This window comes from Streptomyces sp. NBC_01669, from assembly GCF_026339735.1.
Classification (GTDB): domain Bacteria; phylum Actinomycetota; class Actinomycetes; order Streptomycetales; family Streptomycetaceae; genus Streptomyces; species Streptomyces yanii.
On the sequence record NZ_JAPEQG010000001.1, the window covers coordinates 6,588,864 to 6,605,563 of the forward strand.

The 16,700-nt window shown below is 67.5% G+C and carries 16 protein-coding genes and 1 riboswitch; of the genes, 13 read left to right on the plus strand and 3 right to left on the minus strand.

What is annotated here, in order from left to right:
- Positions 1–167: 167 nt before the first annotated feature.
- The 4 genes from coxB (at position 168) to OG972_RS29495 (ending at position 4,633) form a co-directional block, all read left to right on the plus strand.
- Entirely contained in the window at positions 168–1,121 is a 954-nt protein-coding gene (coxB, locus tag OG972_RS29480; protein ID WP_266986523.1) for a cytochrome c oxidase subunit II, read from the plus strand.
- On the plus strand, positions 1,118–2,854 hold the full coding sequence (gene ctaD, locus OG972_RS29485; protein WP_266986525.1) for a cytochrome c oxidase subunit I: 1,737 nt from the start codon (positions 1,118–1,120) through the stop codon (positions 2,852–2,854). Before coxB ends, ctaD begins: the two co-directional genes overlap by 4 nt.
- Positions 2,851–3,249, plus strand: a complete 399-nt coding sequence (locus OG972_RS29490; protein WP_266986527.1) for a cytochrome c oxidase subunit 4 — start codon at positions 2,851–2,853, stop codon at positions 3,247–3,249. Before ctaD ends, OG972_RS29490 begins: the two co-directional genes overlap by 4 nt.
- Positions 3,250–3,376: 127 nt before the next feature.
- Positions 3,377–4,633, plus strand: a complete 1,257-nt coding sequence (locus OG972_RS29495) for an Ig-like domain-containing protein (RefSeq protein WP_266986529.1) — start codon at positions 3,377–3,379, stop codon at positions 4,631–4,633.
- A 75-nt stretch (positions 4,634–4,708) separates the two neighbouring features.
- Here OG972_RS29495 and OG972_RS29500 read toward each other — a convergent pair whose 3' ends face one another.
- A complete protein-coding gene (locus OG972_RS29500) occupies positions 4,709–5,110 on the minus strand; it encodes a hypothetical protein (protein WP_266986531.1) in 402 nt (133 codons plus the stop codon).
- A gap of 187 nt (positions 5,111–5,297) precedes the next feature.
- Between OG972_RS29500 and OG972_RS29505 the strand changes: the two genes are divergently transcribed.
- The 6 genes from OG972_RS29505 (at position 5,298) to OG972_RS29530 (ending at position 12,465) form a co-directional block, all read left to right on the plus strand.
- Positions 5,298–5,918: a heme-copper oxidase subunit III gene (locus tag OG972_RS29505; RefSeq protein ID WP_266986533.1), complete on the plus strand. Its 621-nt coding sequence runs from the start codon at positions 5,298–5,300 to the stop codon at positions 5,916–5,918.
- Positions 5,919–5,980: 62 nt separating this feature from the next.
- Positions 5,981–6,790 carry a c-type cytochrome gene (locus OG972_RS29510; protein WP_266986535.1) on the plus strand — a complete coding sequence of 270 codons (810 nt, stop codon included), beginning with the start codon at positions 5,981–5,983 and terminating at the stop codon, positions 6,788–6,790.
- Positions 6,787–7,839 (plus strand): ubiquinol-cytochrome c reductase iron-sulfur subunit, encoded by a 1,053-nt coding sequence (locus tag OG972_RS29515; protein WP_266986537.1) that lies wholly within the window; start codon positions 6,787–6,789, stop codon positions 7,837–7,839. Before OG972_RS29510 ends, OG972_RS29515 begins: the two co-directional genes overlap by 4 nt.
- The gene (locus OG972_RS29520) at positions 7,836–9,485 is read left to right on the plus strand and encodes a ubiquinol-cytochrome c reductase cytochrome b subunit (RefSeq protein WP_266986539.1); all 1,650 of its coding nucleotides are present in this window, start codon (positions 7,836–7,838) and stop codon (positions 9,483–9,485) included. Before OG972_RS29515 ends, OG972_RS29520 begins: the two co-directional genes overlap by 4 nt.
- Before the next feature lie 124 nt (positions 9,486–9,609).
- Positions 9,610–10,674, plus strand: coding sequence for an anthranilate phosphoribosyltransferase (gene trpD / locus OG972_RS29525; protein ID WP_266986541.1), 1,065 nt, complete (start codon positions 9,610–9,612; stop codon positions 10,672–10,674).
- A gap of 84 nt (positions 10,675–10,758) precedes the next feature.
- Positions 10,759–10,876, plus strand: a riboswitch (SAM riboswitch).
- Positions 10,877–11,049: 173 nt separating this feature from the next.
- A complete protein-coding gene (locus OG972_RS29530; protein ID WP_266986543.1) occupies positions 11,050–12,465 on the plus strand; it encodes an aminotransferase class V-fold PLP-dependent enzyme in 1,416 nt (471 codons plus the stop codon).
- Between the two features lie 67 nt (positions 12,466–12,532).
- Here the strand turns inward: OG972_RS29530 and OG972_RS29535 are convergent, their stop codons facing one another.
- Both OG972_RS29535 and OG972_RS29540 read right to left on the minus strand, forming a co-directional pair.
- On the minus strand, positions 12,533–12,814 hold the full coding sequence (locus OG972_RS29535; RefSeq protein ID WP_037694047.1) for an Lrp/AsnC family transcriptional regulator: 282 nt from the start codon (positions 12,812–12,814) through the stop codon (positions 12,533–12,535).
- A complete protein-coding gene (locus tag OG972_RS29540) occupies positions 12,811–13,560 on the minus strand; it encodes a rhomboid family intramembrane serine protease (RefSeq protein WP_266986546.1) in 750 nt (249 codons plus the stop codon). The genes OG972_RS29535 and OG972_RS29540 overlap by 4 nt, the downstream gene beginning before the upstream one ends.
- Positions 13,561–13,723: 163 nt before the next feature.
- Between OG972_RS29540 and OG972_RS29545 the strand changes: the two genes are divergently transcribed.
- From OG972_RS29545 to OG972_RS29555, 3 genes are all read left to right on the plus strand, one after another.
- Positions 13,724–13,966, plus strand: a complete 243-nt coding sequence (locus OG972_RS29545; RefSeq protein WP_266986548.1) for a hypothetical protein — start codon at positions 13,724–13,726, stop codon at positions 13,964–13,966.
- Between the two features lie 37 nt (positions 13,967–14,003).
- On the plus strand, positions 14,004–15,365 hold the full coding sequence (locus tag OG972_RS29550; protein ID WP_266986550.1) for an NYN domain-containing protein: 1,362 nt from the start codon (positions 14,004–14,006) through the stop codon (positions 15,363–15,365).
- A 285-nt stretch (positions 15,366–15,650) separates the two neighbouring features.
- Positions 15,651–16,676, plus strand: a complete 1,026-nt coding sequence (locus OG972_RS29555; protein WP_266986552.1) for an NlpC/P60 family protein — start codon at positions 15,651–15,653, stop codon at positions 16,674–16,676.
- Positions 16,677–16,700: the final 24 nt, after the last annotated feature.

A 16,700-nucleotide genomic window follows, 5' to 3' on the forward strand; every position in this document is an offset into this window, starting at 1 on the left:
TCGGGGTGTCGGGCGGCGCGTTGGGCACCCTCCCCGCGCGACCCCAAATAGCGTCCAGTAGGGTTTGGTCCGCATAAACATCCAAACCCCTGCCCGCGTCAGGGCGGCGACCGACCAGAGAGACGGCCGCGCCGAACGCGCGGGCGAGACTCTCGGGAAGGCGCTACGTGAGTCCCAACGGCTCCGACCGCTCGTCGCGGCGCCCGATGCGGCGGAAGCTGCCGCAGGTGCTGACTGCGGGCCTGATCCTGGCGACCGCCACCGGTTGCACATACCCCCGCCTTGGTATGCCCACGCCGGTAACGGAAGAGGCACCACGGATCCTTTCCCTCTGGCAGGGCTCGTGGGCGGCAGCGCTCGCCACGGGTGTGCTGGTCTGGGGCCTGATCCTGTGGAGCGTCATCTTCCACCGGCGCAGCCGCACCAAGGTGGAGGTACCTCCGCAGACCCGGTACAACATGCCCATCGAGGCGCTGTACACCGTGGTCCCTCTGATCATCGTCTCGGTGTTGTTCTACTTCACCGCGCGCGATGAATCGAAGCTCCTCTCGCTCTCCCCGAAGCCCGCCCACACCATCAACGTGGTCGGCTTCCAGTGGAGCTGGGGCTTCAACTACATCGAGAACGTGGACGGCTCGACCGCCACGGGCAACGAGATCCCCAAGGAGCTCGACGCCATCCCCGACCGGTTCCGGAAGGAATTCCCCAAGGGTGCGGAAGGCGTCTACGACGTCGGCATCCCGGGCACCCGGAACCCGCAGAACGGCAACCCGGGTCCGACCCTGTGGCTGCCGAAGGGCGAGAAGGTCCGCTTCGTTCTGACTTCGCGTGACGTCATCCACTCCTTCTGGGTGGTGCCGTTCCTCATGAAGCAGGACGTCATTCCGGGCCACACCAACTCCTTCGAGGTGACTCCCAACCAGGAGGGCACCTTCATGGGCAAGTGCGCCGAGCTCTGCGGCGTCGACCACTCCCGGATGCTCTTCAACGTCAAGGTCGTCTCCCCGGAGCGCTACCAGGCGCACCTCAAGGAGCTGGCCAAGAAGGGCCAGACGGGCTACGTGCCGGCCGGTATCGAGCAGACGAACCCGGCCAGGAATGCGGAGACGAACAAACTGTGAGCATCCTCAACGAACCTCAGGGTGCCGCGGCAGCAGACGACTCGTACGAGGACGAGCTGCCGGTCCGGCTGAAGCAGCCGGGAAACGTCGTCGTCAAGTGGTTGACCACCACTGACCACAAGACGATCGGCACGATGTACCTGGTCACGTCGTTCGTGTTCTTCTGCATCGGCGGTCTGCTGGCGCTCTTCATGCGCGCCGAGCTGGCCCGCCCCGGCACGCAGATCATGTCGAACGAGCAGTTCAACCAGGCGTTCACGATGCACGGCACGATCATGCTGCTGATGTTCGCGACGCCGCTGTTCGCCGGGTTCGCGAACTGGATCATGCCGCTGCAGATCGGCGCGCCCGACGTGGCGTTCCCGCGGCTGAACATGTTCGCGTACTGGCTGTACCTCTTCGGCTCGATCATCGCGGTGGCCGGCTTCCTCACCCCGCAGGGTGCGGCGGACTTCGGCTGGTTCGCCTACTCCCCGCTCTCGGACGCCGTCCGTTCGCCGGGTGTCGGCGCCGACATGTGGATCATGGGTCTGGCCTTCTCCGGCTTCGGCACGATCCTCGGTTCGGTCAACTTCATCACCACGATCATCTGCATGCGCGCACCCGGCATGACGATGTTCCGGATGCCGATCTTCGTGTGGAACGTCCTGCTGACCGGTGTGCTGGTCCTGCTGGCCTTCCCGGTGCTCGCCGCCGCGCTCTTCGCGCTGGAGGCGGACCGCAAGTTCGGTGCGCATGTGTTCGACGCGGCCAATGGCGGCGCGCTGCTCTGGCAACACCTCTTCTGGTTCTTCGGCCATCCAGAGGTGTACATCATCGCCTTGCCATTCTTCGGAATCATTTCCGAAGTGATTCCGGTGTTCAGCCGGAAGCCGATGTTCGGCTACATCGGCCTCATCAGTGCCACGATCGCCATCGCGGGCCTGTCCGTGACCGTGTGGGCGCACCACATGTACGTCACCGGCGGTGTGCTGTTGCCGTTCTTCTCCTTCATGACGTTCCTCATCGCGGTACCGACCGGGGTGAAGTTCTTCAACTGGATCGGCACGATGTGGAAGGGATCGCTGTCCTTCGAGACACCGATGCTCTGGGCCGTCGGCTTCCTGATCACCTTCACCTTCGGTGGTCTGACCGGCGTCATCCTGGCCTCGCCGCCGATGGACTTCCACGTCTCGGACTCGTACTTCGTCGTCGCGCACTTCCACTACGTCATCTTCGGCACCGTGGTCTTCGCGATGTTCTCCGGATTCCACTTCTGGTGGCCGAAGTTCACCGGCAAGATGCTGGACGAGCGGCTCGGCAAGATCACGTTCTGGACGCTGTTCGTGGGCTTCCACGGCACGTTCCTGGTGCAGCACTGGCTCGGCGCGGAGGGCATGCCGCGTCGTTACGCGGACTACCTCGCCGCCGACGGCTTCACCCTGCTGAACACGATCTCGACGATCTCCTCGTTCCTCCTCGGACTGTCGATGCTGCCGTTCTTCTACAACGTGTGGAAGACCGCCAAGTACGGCAAGAAGGTCGAGGTCGACGACCCGTGGGGCTACGGCCGTTCGCTGGAGTGGGCGACCTCCTGCCCGCCCCCGCGGCACAACTTCCTCACCCTGCCGCGGATCCGCTCCGAATCCCCGGCGTTCGACCTGCACCACCCGGAGATCTCGGCGCTCGAACAGCTGGAGCACCACTCCGAGGGTGACAAGGCCCTCGTTGGTGGCAAGGAGGCCGGCAAGTGAAGATCCAGGGCAAGATGTTCCTCTGGCTGAGCATCTTCATCCTCGCCATGGCAGTCACCTATGGCGTGTGGTCGAAGGAGCCGGCCGGTACCACCGCGCTCGTCCTGGCCTTCGGTCTGAGCGTCATGATCGGCTTCTACCTGGCCTTCACGGCGCAGCGCGTCGACGCGATGGCTCAGGACAACAAGGAAGCCGATGTCGCGGACGAGGCCGGCGAGGTGGGGTTCTTCTCCCCGCACAGCTGGCAGCCGCTCTCACTGGCCATCGGCGGCTCCCTCGCCTTCCTGGGAGTCATCTTCGGATGGTGGCTGCTCTACTTCTCGGTCCCGATCATCATGATCGGCCTGTTCGGCTGGGTCTTCGAGTACTACCGCGGCGAGAACCGCACCCAGTGACACCGCTCCACCGGTGACACCGCTCCACCTGACGGGGGGCCCGCACTTCTCCTCCACGAGAAGTGCGGGCCCCCCGTTTGCAGTCACCCGACGCGCTGAAACTGATGAATCTTCTTAGCGTGGGTTCATGAACCTCACGCCGCGCTTCCGACCCGTAGCGAGTTGCACACTGGTGGTCGTGACCCTGGTTGCAGGGGCGACTGCCTGTGGTGGGCCCGATGGTCATCCGCTGTCCGCGCAGCCGTACGACGCGGCGGACGAGATCTCCTTCAACACCCCGGAGGGCGGCAAGAAGGCCGATCCCGACAAGCCCCTCGAAGTCACCGTCACGGGTGACGACGGCCGGATCACGGACGTGACGGCCGTGGACACGGCCGGACACCATCTCGCGGGTGAACTCGCCGCCGACGGGAGCCGCTGGCACTCCACCGTCCCGCTCGCCGCGGGCACCCGGTATACCGTCAAGGTCAGCGTCGAGGACGACGACGGCGCCCCGGGCGCCCGTACGCTCTCTTTCGAGACGGCCCCGGCGAAGAAGTTCCTGAAGGTCGCCTTCGGCCCGCAGGCAGGCACCTACGGCGTCGGGCAGCCCATTACGGCGGTACTCAGCGCTCCGGTCAAGGACAAGGCCGCCAGGGCCACCGTGGAACGCTCCCTGAAGGTCCGGTCCACGCCCTCCGTGCCGGGCTCCTGGTACTGGGTCGACGACAAGACCCTGCACTACCGCCCGGAGGAGTACTGGCCCGCCAGGGCCACCATCGAGGCCACCAGCACCATGGCGGGCATCAAGGTCACCAAGGCGCTGTACGGGGCTCCCACGAAGGCGTTGAAGATCACCACCGGTGACCGCATAGAAGCCATCACCGATGCCGCCGCGCACACCATGTCGGTCAAGCGCAACGGACAAGTGATCAGGACCATTCCGGTGACCACCGGCAGGCCCGGCTTCGACACCCGCAACGGCGTCAAGGTCGTGCTGAGCAAGGAGTACTCCGTACGCATGCGCGGGGAGACGATCGGCATCGCGGAAGGCTCATCCGACTCGTACGACCTGCAGGTCTACTACGCGACCCGCGTCACCTGGAGCGGTGAGTACGTGCACGCGGCCCCCTGGTCCGTCGGCTCGCAGGGGTCCGCGAACGTCAGCCACGGATGCACGGGCATGAGCACCAGCGAGGCCGAGTGGTTCTTCAACACCGTGCGCGAGGGCGACATCGTCAAGGTCGTCGGCAGCCAGGGCGCGACGATGACGCCGTTCGACAACGGCTACGGCGACTGGAACCTCTCCTGGGCCAACTGGCGGAAGGGCAGCGCCCTGCAGAACAACGCCACGCCGGACCGCTCGGACACGATCCAGGCGGCGCGCCTGCGCCCCGAGGTCTGACCGGCCGGGGGAGTGCGCTGCCCCTCGGAGGGACATGAAGGGCCGCGGATGCGACCGCGGCGGCTCCCGGGCCGGTCAGGCGTCTGAGCAGAGCCTGTTGCGCAGCAGAGCGGCCAGGGTGTCGGCGAACTCGACCGGCTCGACCGGAAGGGTCACCGCGGCGTCCGCACGGCTCCAGGTGGCCAGCCAGGCGTCCTGAGGGCGCCCGATCAGCAACAGCACCGGCGGACAGTGGAAGACCTCGTCCTTGATCTGCCGGCAGACGCCCATGCCGCCCGCCGGGGCCGTCTCGCCGTCCAGCACGCACACGTCGATGCCACCGTTGTCCAGAGCGGTCAGGACGGCGGGCAGGGTGGCGCACTCCATGAACTCCAGCGGTGGCACGTCCGCCGCAGGCCTGCGACCGGCGGCCAGCCTCACCTGCTCACGGGTGTTGGCGTCGTCGCTGTAGACCAGGACCGTGGCGGTCGGCTGCATTGTTCCTCCGTGACATCTGTGTCTTCGGGGCTCTCGGGGCATGAACCGATGCGCGGATCGTACTCCGACGGACAGCCTGTCAGCACCGGTAATGACGCCGATTCGATGGGCCGTTCGGTGAGGACACACCCTGCTGACACACCGAACGGCACCCCCCGGAGTGAGGGCGGGATAAGCGACCGACATAATGTCGGTCGTGGCGACAGCAACGACAGTAGAAACCGGGCACGCGCACCCGTCGGTCAATCGACCGAACCTCACCAGCGTCGGAACCATCATCTGGTTGAGTTCCGAGCTGATGTTCTTCGCGGCCCTCTTCGCGATGTACTTCACCCTGCGATCGGTGATGGGACCCGACCACTGGAAGGAAATGGCTTCGGCCCTGAACTTCCCGTTCTCGGCGACGAACACCACGATCCTGGTGCTCTCCTCCCTCACCTGCCAGCTCGGCGTCTTCGCCGCGGAGCGGGGCGATGTGAAGAAGCTCCGTGCCTGGTTCGTGATCACTTTCGTGATGGGTGCGATCTTCATCGGCGGCCAGGTCCTGGAGTACACCGAGCTGGTGAAGAAGGACGGCCTCTCGCTGTCCTCCGACCCGTACGGCTCGGTGTTCTACCTGACCACCGGCTTCCACGGTCTGCATGTGACAGGCGGTCTCATCGCCTTCCTGCTCGTTCTGGGCAGGACATACGCAGCCAAGAGGTTCACCCACGAACAGGCGACCGCCGCCATCGTCGTGTCCTATTACTGGCACTTCGTCGATGTCGTGTGGATCGGCCTCTTCGCCACGATCTACATGATCAAGTAACCGGGCTCGAACCCGAACCACATCCAGCATCGACGCAGAAGATCCTGACACCGGGGTAATCCGTGAAAAAGCTCTCCGCACGACGACGCCATCCGTTGGCGGCGGTCGTCGTACTACTCCTCGCGCTGGCGGCCACTGGGGGGCTGTACGCCGCGTTTGCGCCCGCGAGTAAGGCGCAGGCCGACGACACCGCCCAGTCCCTCGCCATTGATGAGGGCAAGAAGCTGTACTCCGTCGGTTGCGCCAGCTGCCACGGAACCGGCGGTCAGGGCACCACCGACGGGCCGAGCCTGGTCGGCGTGGGCTCCGCCGCCGTCGACTTCCAGGTCGGCACCGGCCGTATGCCGGCGCAGCAGCCGGGTGCCCAGGTACCGAAGAAGAAGGTCATCTACACCCAGGCCGAGATCGATCAGCTCGCGGCGTACGTCGCGTCGCTCGGCGCCGGCCCGATCGTGCCGACCAAGGACCAGGTCAGCCCTGACGGTGCGGACATCGCCAAGGGTGGCGAGCTGTTCCGTACCAACTGCGCGCAGTGCCACAACTTCACCGGCGAGGGCGGTGCGCTGACGAAGGGCAAGTACGCGCCCAGCCTTGAGGACGTGGACCCGAAGCACGTGTACGAGGCCATGCAGACCGGCCCGCAGAACATGCCGTCCTTCCCCGACACGACGATGCCCGAGCAGCAGAAGCGGGACATCATCGCGTACATCAAGACCGTGAACAGCGCCGAGTCGGAGACCCCTGGTGGCCTCAAGCTGGGCGGGCTCGGTCCGGTCAGCGAGGGTCTGTTCGCCTGGATCTTCGGGCTCGGCGCACTGATCGCAGTTGCCGTTTGGGTCGCGGCCCACACCGCTAAGGCCAAGAAGTCATGAGTAGCCAAGAGATTCCAGAAGAGAACCTGCCTGCTGAGCAGGGCACCGCGCACACCGCGGTAGGGGTCGCGGACGACCCGTTCGCAGACCCGGGGCTGCCGGCTCACAAGCCGCGCATCCAGGACATCGACGAACGGGCCGCGAAGCGGTCGGAGCGCACGGTCGCGCTCCTGTTCGTGCTGTCCATGGTGGCGACGGTCGGCTTCATCGCCTCGTACGTCATCTTCCCGGTCGACAAGATCGTGTACATCTGGCCGTTCGGTCACGTGAGCGCGCTCAACTTCTCCCTGGGTCTGACCCTGGGCGTGGCCCTCTTCACGATCGGAGCGGGCGCCGTCCACTGGGCGCGCACGCTGATGTCCGACGTGGAGGTGGCGGACGACCGCCACGCCATCGCGGCCGAGCCCGAGGTCAAGGCGAAGGTTCTCGCCGACTTCGCGGCGGGTGCCGAGGAGTCCGCGCTCGGCCGGCGCAAGCTGATCCGCAACACCATGTTCGGTGCGCTGGCCCTGGTGCCGCTCTCCGGCGTGGTCCTGCTGCGCGACCTCGGTCCGCTGCCGGAGAAGAAGCTCCGCAACACCCTGTGGGCCAAGGGCAAGCAGCTCATCAACATGAACACGATGGAGCCGCTGCGTCCCGAGGACGTTGCCGTCGGTTCGCTGACCTTCGCCATGCCCGAGGGCCTGGAGGAGGACGCTCACGACTTCCAGACGCAGATCGCCAAGGCTGCGCTGATGATCATCCGTATCCAGCCGGAGAACATCAAGGACAAGCGCGAGCGCGAGTGGGCCCACGAGGGCATCGTGGCCTTCTCGAAGATCTGCACCCACGTCGGCTGCCCGATCAGCCTGTACGAGCAGCAGACGCACCATGTGCTCTGCCCGTGCCACCAGTCCACCTTCGACCTCTCCGACGGCGCCCGCGTCATCTTCGGTCCGGCCGGTCACGCCCTTCCGCAGCTGCGGATCGGTGTGAACGCCGAGGGCAACCTCGAAGCGCTCGGTGACTTCGAAGAGCCCGTCGGTCCTGCCTTCTGGGAGCGCGGATGAGTACTGCGACCACGAACACGTCTGGTGCTGCCGCACCGGGCAATCGCAAGGCGCCCGCCGGTGAGCGGGTGGCCGACTGGGCGGACGGCCGGCTCGGGATCTACTCCCTGGCCAAGGCCAACATGCGCAAGATCTTCCCGGACCACTGGTCCTTCATGCTCGGTGAGATCGCCCTCTACAGCTTCATCATCATCATCCTCACGGGTGTGTATCTGACGCTGTTCTTCCACCCGAGCATGAACGAAGTCGTGTACCACGGCTCGTACGAGCCGATGCAGGGCATCCGGATGTCCGAGGCCTACGCCTCGACGCTGGACATCAGCTTCGACGTCCGCGGTGGCCTCCTGGTCCGCCAGATCCACCACTGGGCCGCGCTGATCTTCCTGGCCGGCATGTTCGTGCACATGATGCGCGTGTTCTTCACGGGTGCGTTCCGCAAGCCGCGTGAGATCAACTGGCTCTTCGGCTTCCTGCTGTTCGTCCTGGGCATGTTCACCGGTTTCACCGGCTACTCGCTCCCGGACGACCTGCTCTCCGGTACGGGTGTCCGCTTCACCCAGGGCGCGATCCTGTCCATGCCGATCGTCGGCACGTACATCTCGATGTTCCTGTTCGGCGGGGAGTTCCCGGGCGGCGACTTCGTCGCGCGTTTCTACTCGATCCACATCCTGCTGCTGCCGGGCATCATGCTCGGGCTGCTGGTGGCCCACCTGATCCTGGTCTTCTACCACAAGCACACGCAGTTCGCGGGTCCCGGCCGGACGAACAAGAACGTCGTCGGCATGCCGCTGCTGCCGGTCTACATGGCGAAGGCCGGAGGCTTCTTCTTCCTGGTCTTCGGTGTCATCGCCGTCATCGCGGCCATCGCCTCGATCAACCCGATCTGGGCCATCGGCCCGTACCGCCCGGACCAGGTGTCCACCGGCGCCCAGCCCGACTGGTACATGGGCTTCGCCGAGGGTCTGATCCGAGTGATGCCGGGCTGGGAGATCAACCTCTGGGGTCACACGCTCGTCCTGGGTGTGTTCATCCCGCTGATGGCCTTCGGTCTGGTACTCGCCATCATCGCGGTCTACCCGTTCGTCGAGTCCTGGGTGACCGGGGACAAGCGCGAGCACCACATCCTGGACCGCCCGCGCAACGCCCCGACCCGGACGGCCTTCGGCGTCGCCTGGATCACCGAGTACGTCATCGTCTTCATCGGCGGTGGCAACGACCTCTGGGCCACGCACTTCCACCTCTCGCTGAACGCCATCTCGTGGTTCGTCCGGATCTTCATCTTCGTGGGGCCGGTCGTCGCGTTCATCGTGACGAAGCGGATCTGCCTCGGCCTTCAGCGCCGGGACAAGGAGAAGGTGCTGCACGGACGCGAGTCCGGCATCATCAAGCGCCTGCCGCACGGTGAGTTCGTCGAGATCCACGAGCCGCTCGGTCCCGAGCAGCTGCACACGCTCACCGCGCACGAGCAGTACAAGCCGGTCGAGATCGGCCCGACGGTCGACGAGAACGGTGTCGAGCGCAAGGTGCCCGCGATGCAGAAGCTGCGGGCCAAGCTCAGCAAGGGCTACTTCGGCGAGCACAACCAGATCGAAAAGCCCACCGTCGAGGAGTACAAGGAGATCACCAGCGGCCACGGCCACCACTGATCACCTGAACTGATCGCCACAGCAGGAGCCCCGTCCATTCGATGGACGGGGCTCTTCGCTGTCCGTGGGGCTCGATAGGGTGGGGTGTATCCCCTTTATCGGCTGTGGACCCCAGGAGCGGACCATGAACGTTGTGACCCCGATCGGCGGCGACAGCGTGGCGGCTCGTTCCTGGCCGGGCGTGCTGAACCCGCTGCTGCGTGGCGAGGACCTGACCGCCGACGACACCGCGTGGGCGATGGACAGCATCATGAGCGGCGAGGCGACCGACGTGCAGATCGCCGGTTTCGCCGTCGCCCTGCGGGCCAAGGGCGAGACCGTCGACGAGGTCACCGGACTCGTCCGCGCGATGTACGAGCACGCGACCACGATCCACGTGCCGGGCCGCACGGTCGACATCGTCGGCACCGGCGGCGACCTCGCCAAGACGGTCAACATCTCCACGATGTCCGCGATCGTCGTCGCGGGCACGGGCGCCAAGGTCGTCAAGCACGGCAACCGGGCCTCCTCCTCGGCCAGCGGCGCCTCCGACGTCCTGGAGAAGCTCGGCGTCAACCTGGAGCTGACCCCGCAGCGGGTCGTCGAGGTGGCGGAGGAAGCCGGCATCACCTTCTGCTTCGCGGTGAAGTTCCACCCCGCCCTGCGGTACGCGGCGAAGGCCCGCAAGGAGCTCGGCGCGCAGACCACGTTCAACATCCTCGGGCCGCTCACCAACCCGGCGCAGGTGCGCTCCCAGGCCATCGGTGTCGCCGATCCGAAGATGGCTCCCATCGTCGCGGGCGTGCTCGCGGAGCGCGGCAACTCCGCGCTCGTCTTCCGCGGCGACGACGGCCTGGACGAGCTGACGACCACGGCGACGTCCCGGGTCTGGGTGGTCCGCGACGGAGAGGTGCGCGAGGAGGCGTTCGACCCGCGCGACGTCGGTCTGCAGCTGGTCCCCGTCGAGGCGCTGCGCGGTGCCGACGCGTCGTACAACGCCGATGTGGCCCGCCGGCTGCTGGCCGGCGAGACCGGCCCGGTACGCGAAGCGGTGCTGCTCAACTCGGCGGCGGCGCTGGTGGCGCTGGACCCGGGCGAGGGCACGCTGAACGAGCAGCTCGCCGCCGGAATGGCGAAGGCCGCCGAATCCATCGACTCGGGCGCGGCCCGGGCGGCGCTGGAGCGCTGGGTGGCGGTCAGCAACACCTGACCGTACGGAAATGCGGCACAGGGCGCAGTCCAGATCTTGGACTGCGCCTTGCACGTCGGCGCACGTATGGCAGGATGCTGGTCAGGTCATGAGTGACAGCGACTACGGCCCCGGCCCGCTGTCCGGCAACCCTCCGTCCGTGGCGGGGTGCCCCGGGTGAAGACCAGGCCGTAGGCAGCGAGGTCTGCGGCAAGCGCGGACCCCTCGACATCTGTGAATGTCACATCCCTGGGGTCCTGGTCCTCAAGGAGCCTCTTGTGAGCAAGCGAATGCGATAGGGCCCAAGGCCCTTCTCCGCACACCCTTTTCTTCTTCCTGCGCTGCAGCGTTTTCCGCCGGCGCAGTGAATTCGCCTGCCTCTTACGGGAGTTCGCCATGTCTGTCTTCACCGCTGCCGCCGACCAGTCCGTTTGTACCCCGCTGCCCGTTCTGGGACGAGATGTGACCGTTCCTCTGGTGACCGGTGGTGAAGTCACGTACGCCGCCCTCGACTACGCGGCCAGCGCCCCGGCCCTGCAGCGCGTGTGGGACGACGTCGCCGCGTACGCCCCGTACTACGGCAGCGTCCACCGCGGTGCCGGCTACCTCTCGCAGCTCTCCACGGACCTCTTCGAGAACAGCCGCAAGACCGTCGCGGAGTTCCTCGGCTGCCGCGCCGAGGACCAGGTGATCTTCACCCGGTCGACGACGGACTCGCTGAACCTGCTGGCCGCGGTGATCCCCGCCGACTGCCAGGTCTTCGTGTTCGAGACCGAGCACCATGCCTCGCTGCTGCCCTGGCGCGACGCCCGCGTCACCTACCTCAACGCCCCGCGCACCCCGGCCCAGGCCGTCGAGACACTGGAGCGGGCGCTCGCCGACCGCGACCCTTCCCCGAGCTCTCAACTCCGTTCGAGCAGGGGAGGCCCCACCGGTCCGGCGCTGGTCTGCGTCACCGGCGCCTCCAACGTCACCGGTGAGCTGTGGCCGGTGAAGGAGTTGGCCGCCGCCGCCCACGCGCACGGCGCCCGGATCGTGCTCGACGCCGCGCAGCTCGCCCCGCACCACCCGGTGGACATCGAGGAGCTCGACGTCGACTGGGTCGCCTTCTCCGGACACAAGCTGTACGCGCCGTTCGGCTCCGGTGTCCTCGCGGGCCGCGCCGACTGGCTGCAGGACGCCGAGCCGTACCTGGCCGGCGGCGGTGCCTCGCGGAAGGTCGCCCGGCGCACCGACGGCGGTGTGGACGTGGAGTGGCACTCGACCGCCGCCCGGCACGAGGCCGGTTCGCCCAACGTCATCGGTGTCTACTCCATCGCCTCCGCCTGCAAGGCCCTCACCGAGGCCGGTTTCGACCGGCTCGTCGCCCGTGAGCAGCAGCTCGTCACCCGGGTCCGCGAAGGCCTCGAAGAGGTCCCCCAGGTCAAGGTGCTGTCGCTGTTCGGCGACGACGCCCCGCGGGTCGGCGTCATCTCCTTCGTGGTGGAGGGCTGGAACAGCTCGCACTTCGCCGCGGCGCTCTCCGCCGAGTACGGCATCGGGGTGCGCGACGGACTGTTCTGCGCCCACCCGCTGGTCCGCACCCTGCTGGGCAGCGACCCGCAGGACCCGGGCGAGTGCGGTGCGCCGGAGGCCGAGCCGGGCGAGCGGTCGCTCAACGCGATCCGGGTCAGTTTCGGCGCCGGTACGCCGGACGAGCACATCGAGCGTTTCGTCCGCGCGGTCAAGGAACTGGTGAGCAAGGGCGCCCAGTGGACGTACCGCACCGAGGACGGCCGCTGTGTCCCGGACCGGGGCGCGGCGCAGGTCTGACGGGCCCGTCACACTTCGGCCGGGGACGGGCAGCACTGCCCGTCCCCGGCCGGAGCATGACGCGAACCTACGCGTCGAGACCGATGGCGAAGGCCGCCTCCAGGTCGTGCTGCGAGTACGTACGGAACGCGACATGTGTGTCGGTGCCCTCGACACCCGGGATCTTGCTGATCCGGCCGGGGATGACGTCCGCGAGGTCGTCGTGCCTGGCCACTCGGACCATGGCGATCAGGTCGTACGTACCGGTGACCGAGAAGACCTCGCTGACATTGTCCAGCGCGGCGATGGCCTCGGCGATCTCCGGAATCCGGTCCACGCTGGTTTTGATGAGCACGATCGCGGTGATCACGGCTGGCTTTCTCCCTCGGTGGCCGTGGCTGGAGCCTTCACTCTAGCCCTACGGCCGTAGCGTCCCCAGGCGTAGGCGAAGCCGCAGACGAAGCCGACCACATGGGCGAGATACGCCACCCCGGGACCGCTGCCCGCGCCCTGCGCCGCCATCCACTGCAGCACGAACCAGAAGATCAGCACGATCCAGGCGGGAAAGCGCAGCGGGAGGAAGAGCAGGAACGGGAAGAGGCTGGTCACCCGCGCCCTGGGGAACAGGTAGAGGAACGCCCCGAGCACCGCGGAGATCGCCCCTGACGCGCCGACGAGGGTCTGGTCGGAGCTCGCGTGGGCCGCCGCGTAGGCCAGCAGTGCGAGATAGCCGCAGCCGAGGTAGAAGAAGGTGAATTCGGCACGGCCCATCCGCTCCTCGACCATGGCCCCGAACACGTACAGGAAGAGCATGTTGCCGAGCAGATGCAGCCAGCTGCCGTGCACGAACAGTGCGGTCAGAGGGGTGAGCAGGGCCTGCGCGGAGCCCGCCCACAGCTCGCTCGGGATCACCCCCCAGCGCTCGAAGTACCCGGCCTGGGCGGCGAGCAGGGTGTCGGCGGTGCCGTATGTGCGGTTGAAGCCGGAGAGCGGGCTGATCAGGAAGACGGCGCAGCACAGGGCGATGAGGGCATACGTCACCTGCGCACCGGCCGCGGTGGCGGCGCGCAGGAGCCTGCCGGTCACTCCGCCTCTCGCTGCCCGCCGATCGATCATGAACAGAGCATGACGCAAGGTGACGGAACGGGACAGACCGCCTCGCCGTGTCTATGGGTATGTGCAAGGCCGTAGGGTTACAGCAGGACATCCGCAGTTCGACGGCGCACCGCGAGATCCTGTGCAGACAGCAGCACCACGCTCGACGAAAGAGGACGCAACGATGACGACGGTTCCCCAGCCGACCGACGGGACCCGCTGGCGCTGCACGCTCTGCGGAAATCTCACCCGCTTCGACGTGACCCGCACCTCCAAGGTCGTCGAATACGTCCATCTCGACCTGGCCGGTGAGTCGACGGTCGAGGAACGCGAGGTGGTCAGTGAGACCATCGAGTCGGTCCGCTGCCGCTGGTGCAACGCGGTGGACCAGATCGAACTCGTCGACAGGCCGGGTGCCGACTCCTGACGGGGCCGTGCGGACAGACATTTTGGGGTGACGGATCGTGGAGCAGCCCGATAGCGGCGCCGAGCCGGCCGATGGAGCCGGCGACGCCGTCGAGGCGCTCGACCGCCCGCTGCCCGAAGGCGTACGGCGGCGGGTCGTCGCGCTGGTCTCCGACGCGTTCGGCGGCCTGACGGTCACCGAACTCCCGGCCCAGCTCAGGCAGTACGCCCGCTTCACCCCGACCCGGCGCGCCAAGTTCGCCGGGAATGCGATGGCGGCCGCCCTGGAGAACGACACCCTGTTCCGTCAGCGCATCGGCGAACGGCTCCGGGAGTCCCAGCCGGAGCTGGCCGCTGCCGTGGAGGCGGGGTCGCCGCCGGCCGCCGCCGATCCCGTCGATGTGGCCGCGGCCGCCTATGTGCTGCGCCCGGTCGGCTGGGTGAAACTGGTCGCCGCCGCCGGCGAGGAGGTCCAGCGCGCCGACGCCGAGCGGGCCGACGAGGAGAGCCGGCGCGAGCTGGAACGGCTGCGCGAGGAGCTCGCCCAGGCCCGGACCCAGACGAAGAGCGAGACCGAACGGCTCCGCGCCGAACTCGACGCGGCCCGCAAGGAAGCCGATTCGCTGCAGCGCAAACTCCGCTCCGCCCTCAACGAGGTCAAGCGCGGCGAGGCCGCGGTGCGCCGCGGCAAGGCCGAGGCCGACACCCTGCGGGCCGAGGCGGCCGCCCAGATCTCCGCGGCCGAGAGCGAGGCCCGGCGGGTGCGGGCCCGGCTCGGTGAGGCGGAGGCGTCCGTCGAGGCGAGCCGCAGAGCCTCCAGGGAGGGGCGTTCGGTCGAGGACATGCGGCTGCGGCTGCTCCTCGACACGGTGCTCGACGCGGCACGCGGGCTGCGCCGCGAACTGGCCCTGCCACCCTCCTCGATCCGCCCCGCGGACGGTGTCGACGCGGTCGAGCCCGGCGCGATGTCGCCCAAGGACATTGCAGCCAGGGCTCTTTCGGAGACCGATCCGGCCCTGCTCGACCAGTTGCTCGCGCTGCCGCAGGCGCATCTGATCGTGGACGGCTACAACGTCACCAAGACCGGCTATCCGCAGCTGCCGCTGGAGAAGCAGCGGTTGCGGCTGCTGGGCGGTCTCGCGGTGCTCGCCGCGCAGTCCGGCGCCGAGATGACCTGTGTCTTCGACGGGGCCGAACTGGCCGCTCCGGTACTGCTCGCACCGCCGCGCGGGGTGCGCGTGCTGTTCAGCAAGCCGGGCGTGACCGCCGACGAGCTCATCCGCCAGCTCGCCCGCGCCGAACCGCCGGGCAGGCCCGTCGTGGTGGTCTCCACCGACCGTGAAGTGGCGGACGGCGTGGCGAAGGCAGGGGCCAGGCCCGTTGCGTCCGTCTTGCTCCTTAAGCGGCTTTCACGCGTCTGACGCGCCTTGTGGCGACTTGTCGGAAATCAGGGAACGTACCGTCAAGTCGCCGCTACGCCCTGTGTGATGAGCGTAAAGAAGTGGCTGCTGTGGCGAGATTTTTCTTGTGAGGATTTGAACTGATCACAAGATGGTCACTAGGGTCAGGCTTCGAACCTTCGCTCGGTTGATCACCCATTCGGGGTGGCAGCGAAGGAACCGCCGAGTCCGTGACGTGCACGGAGCCGGGGATTCAGTTCCCCCCACAGCCCGGTAGGCGGCTCGAGGAAGAAGGAGCTCGCCTTCGTGGCGTCCCACCGTCGTCCCAAGCAGCCGAGCCGCGCCCGTGTGACCGTGCTCACCGCGACCGCCGCCGCGGCCGTGGCCCTGACCTCCCAGGCCGCACATGCCGACCCCAAGCCGACCAAGAGTGAGGTCAAGGCGAAGGTCGACAAGCTCTACCACGAGGCGGAGAAGGCCACCGAGAAGTACAACGGGGCCAAGGAGCAGCAGCAGAAGCTCGAGAAGCAGGTCGGCGCGCTGCAGGACAAGGTGGCCCGCGGTCAGGAGGAGCTCAACACGCTCCGCAGCGGCCTCGGTTCGCTCGCCGCCGCGCAGTACCGCTCCGGCGGCATCGACCCGTCCGTGCAGCTCTTCCTCGCCTCGGACCCGGACACCTTCCTCGACGAGGCCTCGGCCCTCGACCAGTTGACGGCCAAGCAGACCGAGTCGCTGGAGAAGATCCAGGAGAAGCAGCGGGCCCTCGCGCAGCAGCGCAAGGAGGCCCAGGACAAGCTGGGCGACCTCGCGGACGTCCGCAAGACGCTCGGCGAGAACAAGAAGAAGTTCCAGGGCAAGCTCGCCGAGGCGCAGCGCCTGCTCAACACCCTGACCGCCGCCGAGCGCGCCAAGATGGCCGAGGAGGACCAGCGCGCCAGCCGCGCCGCCGGCGACCGGGTCGATCTGGGCAACGAGGCCCCCGCCTCCGCCCTCGGCGCCGCCGCCCTGAGGGCCGGCGCCACCCAGCTCGGCAAGCCGTACGTCTCCGGCGGCACCGGCCCCAACTCCTACGACTGCTCGGGCCTGACCCAGTGGGCCTACGCCCAGGCCGGTGCCTCCATCACCCGCACCACGTACACCCAGATCAACGAAGGCACGCAGATAGGCCGCAGCGCCCTCAAGCCGGGCGACCTCGTCTTCTTCAACAACACGTCGCACGTGGCTCTGTACGCGGGCAACAACACCGTTCTGCACGCCCCGAAGCCGGGCGCCGTGGTCCGCTACGAATCGATGAACACCATCGGCAGCTTCCAGGTCGGCGTGCGCATCTGACGACGCCCGAACGGGCGAATTACC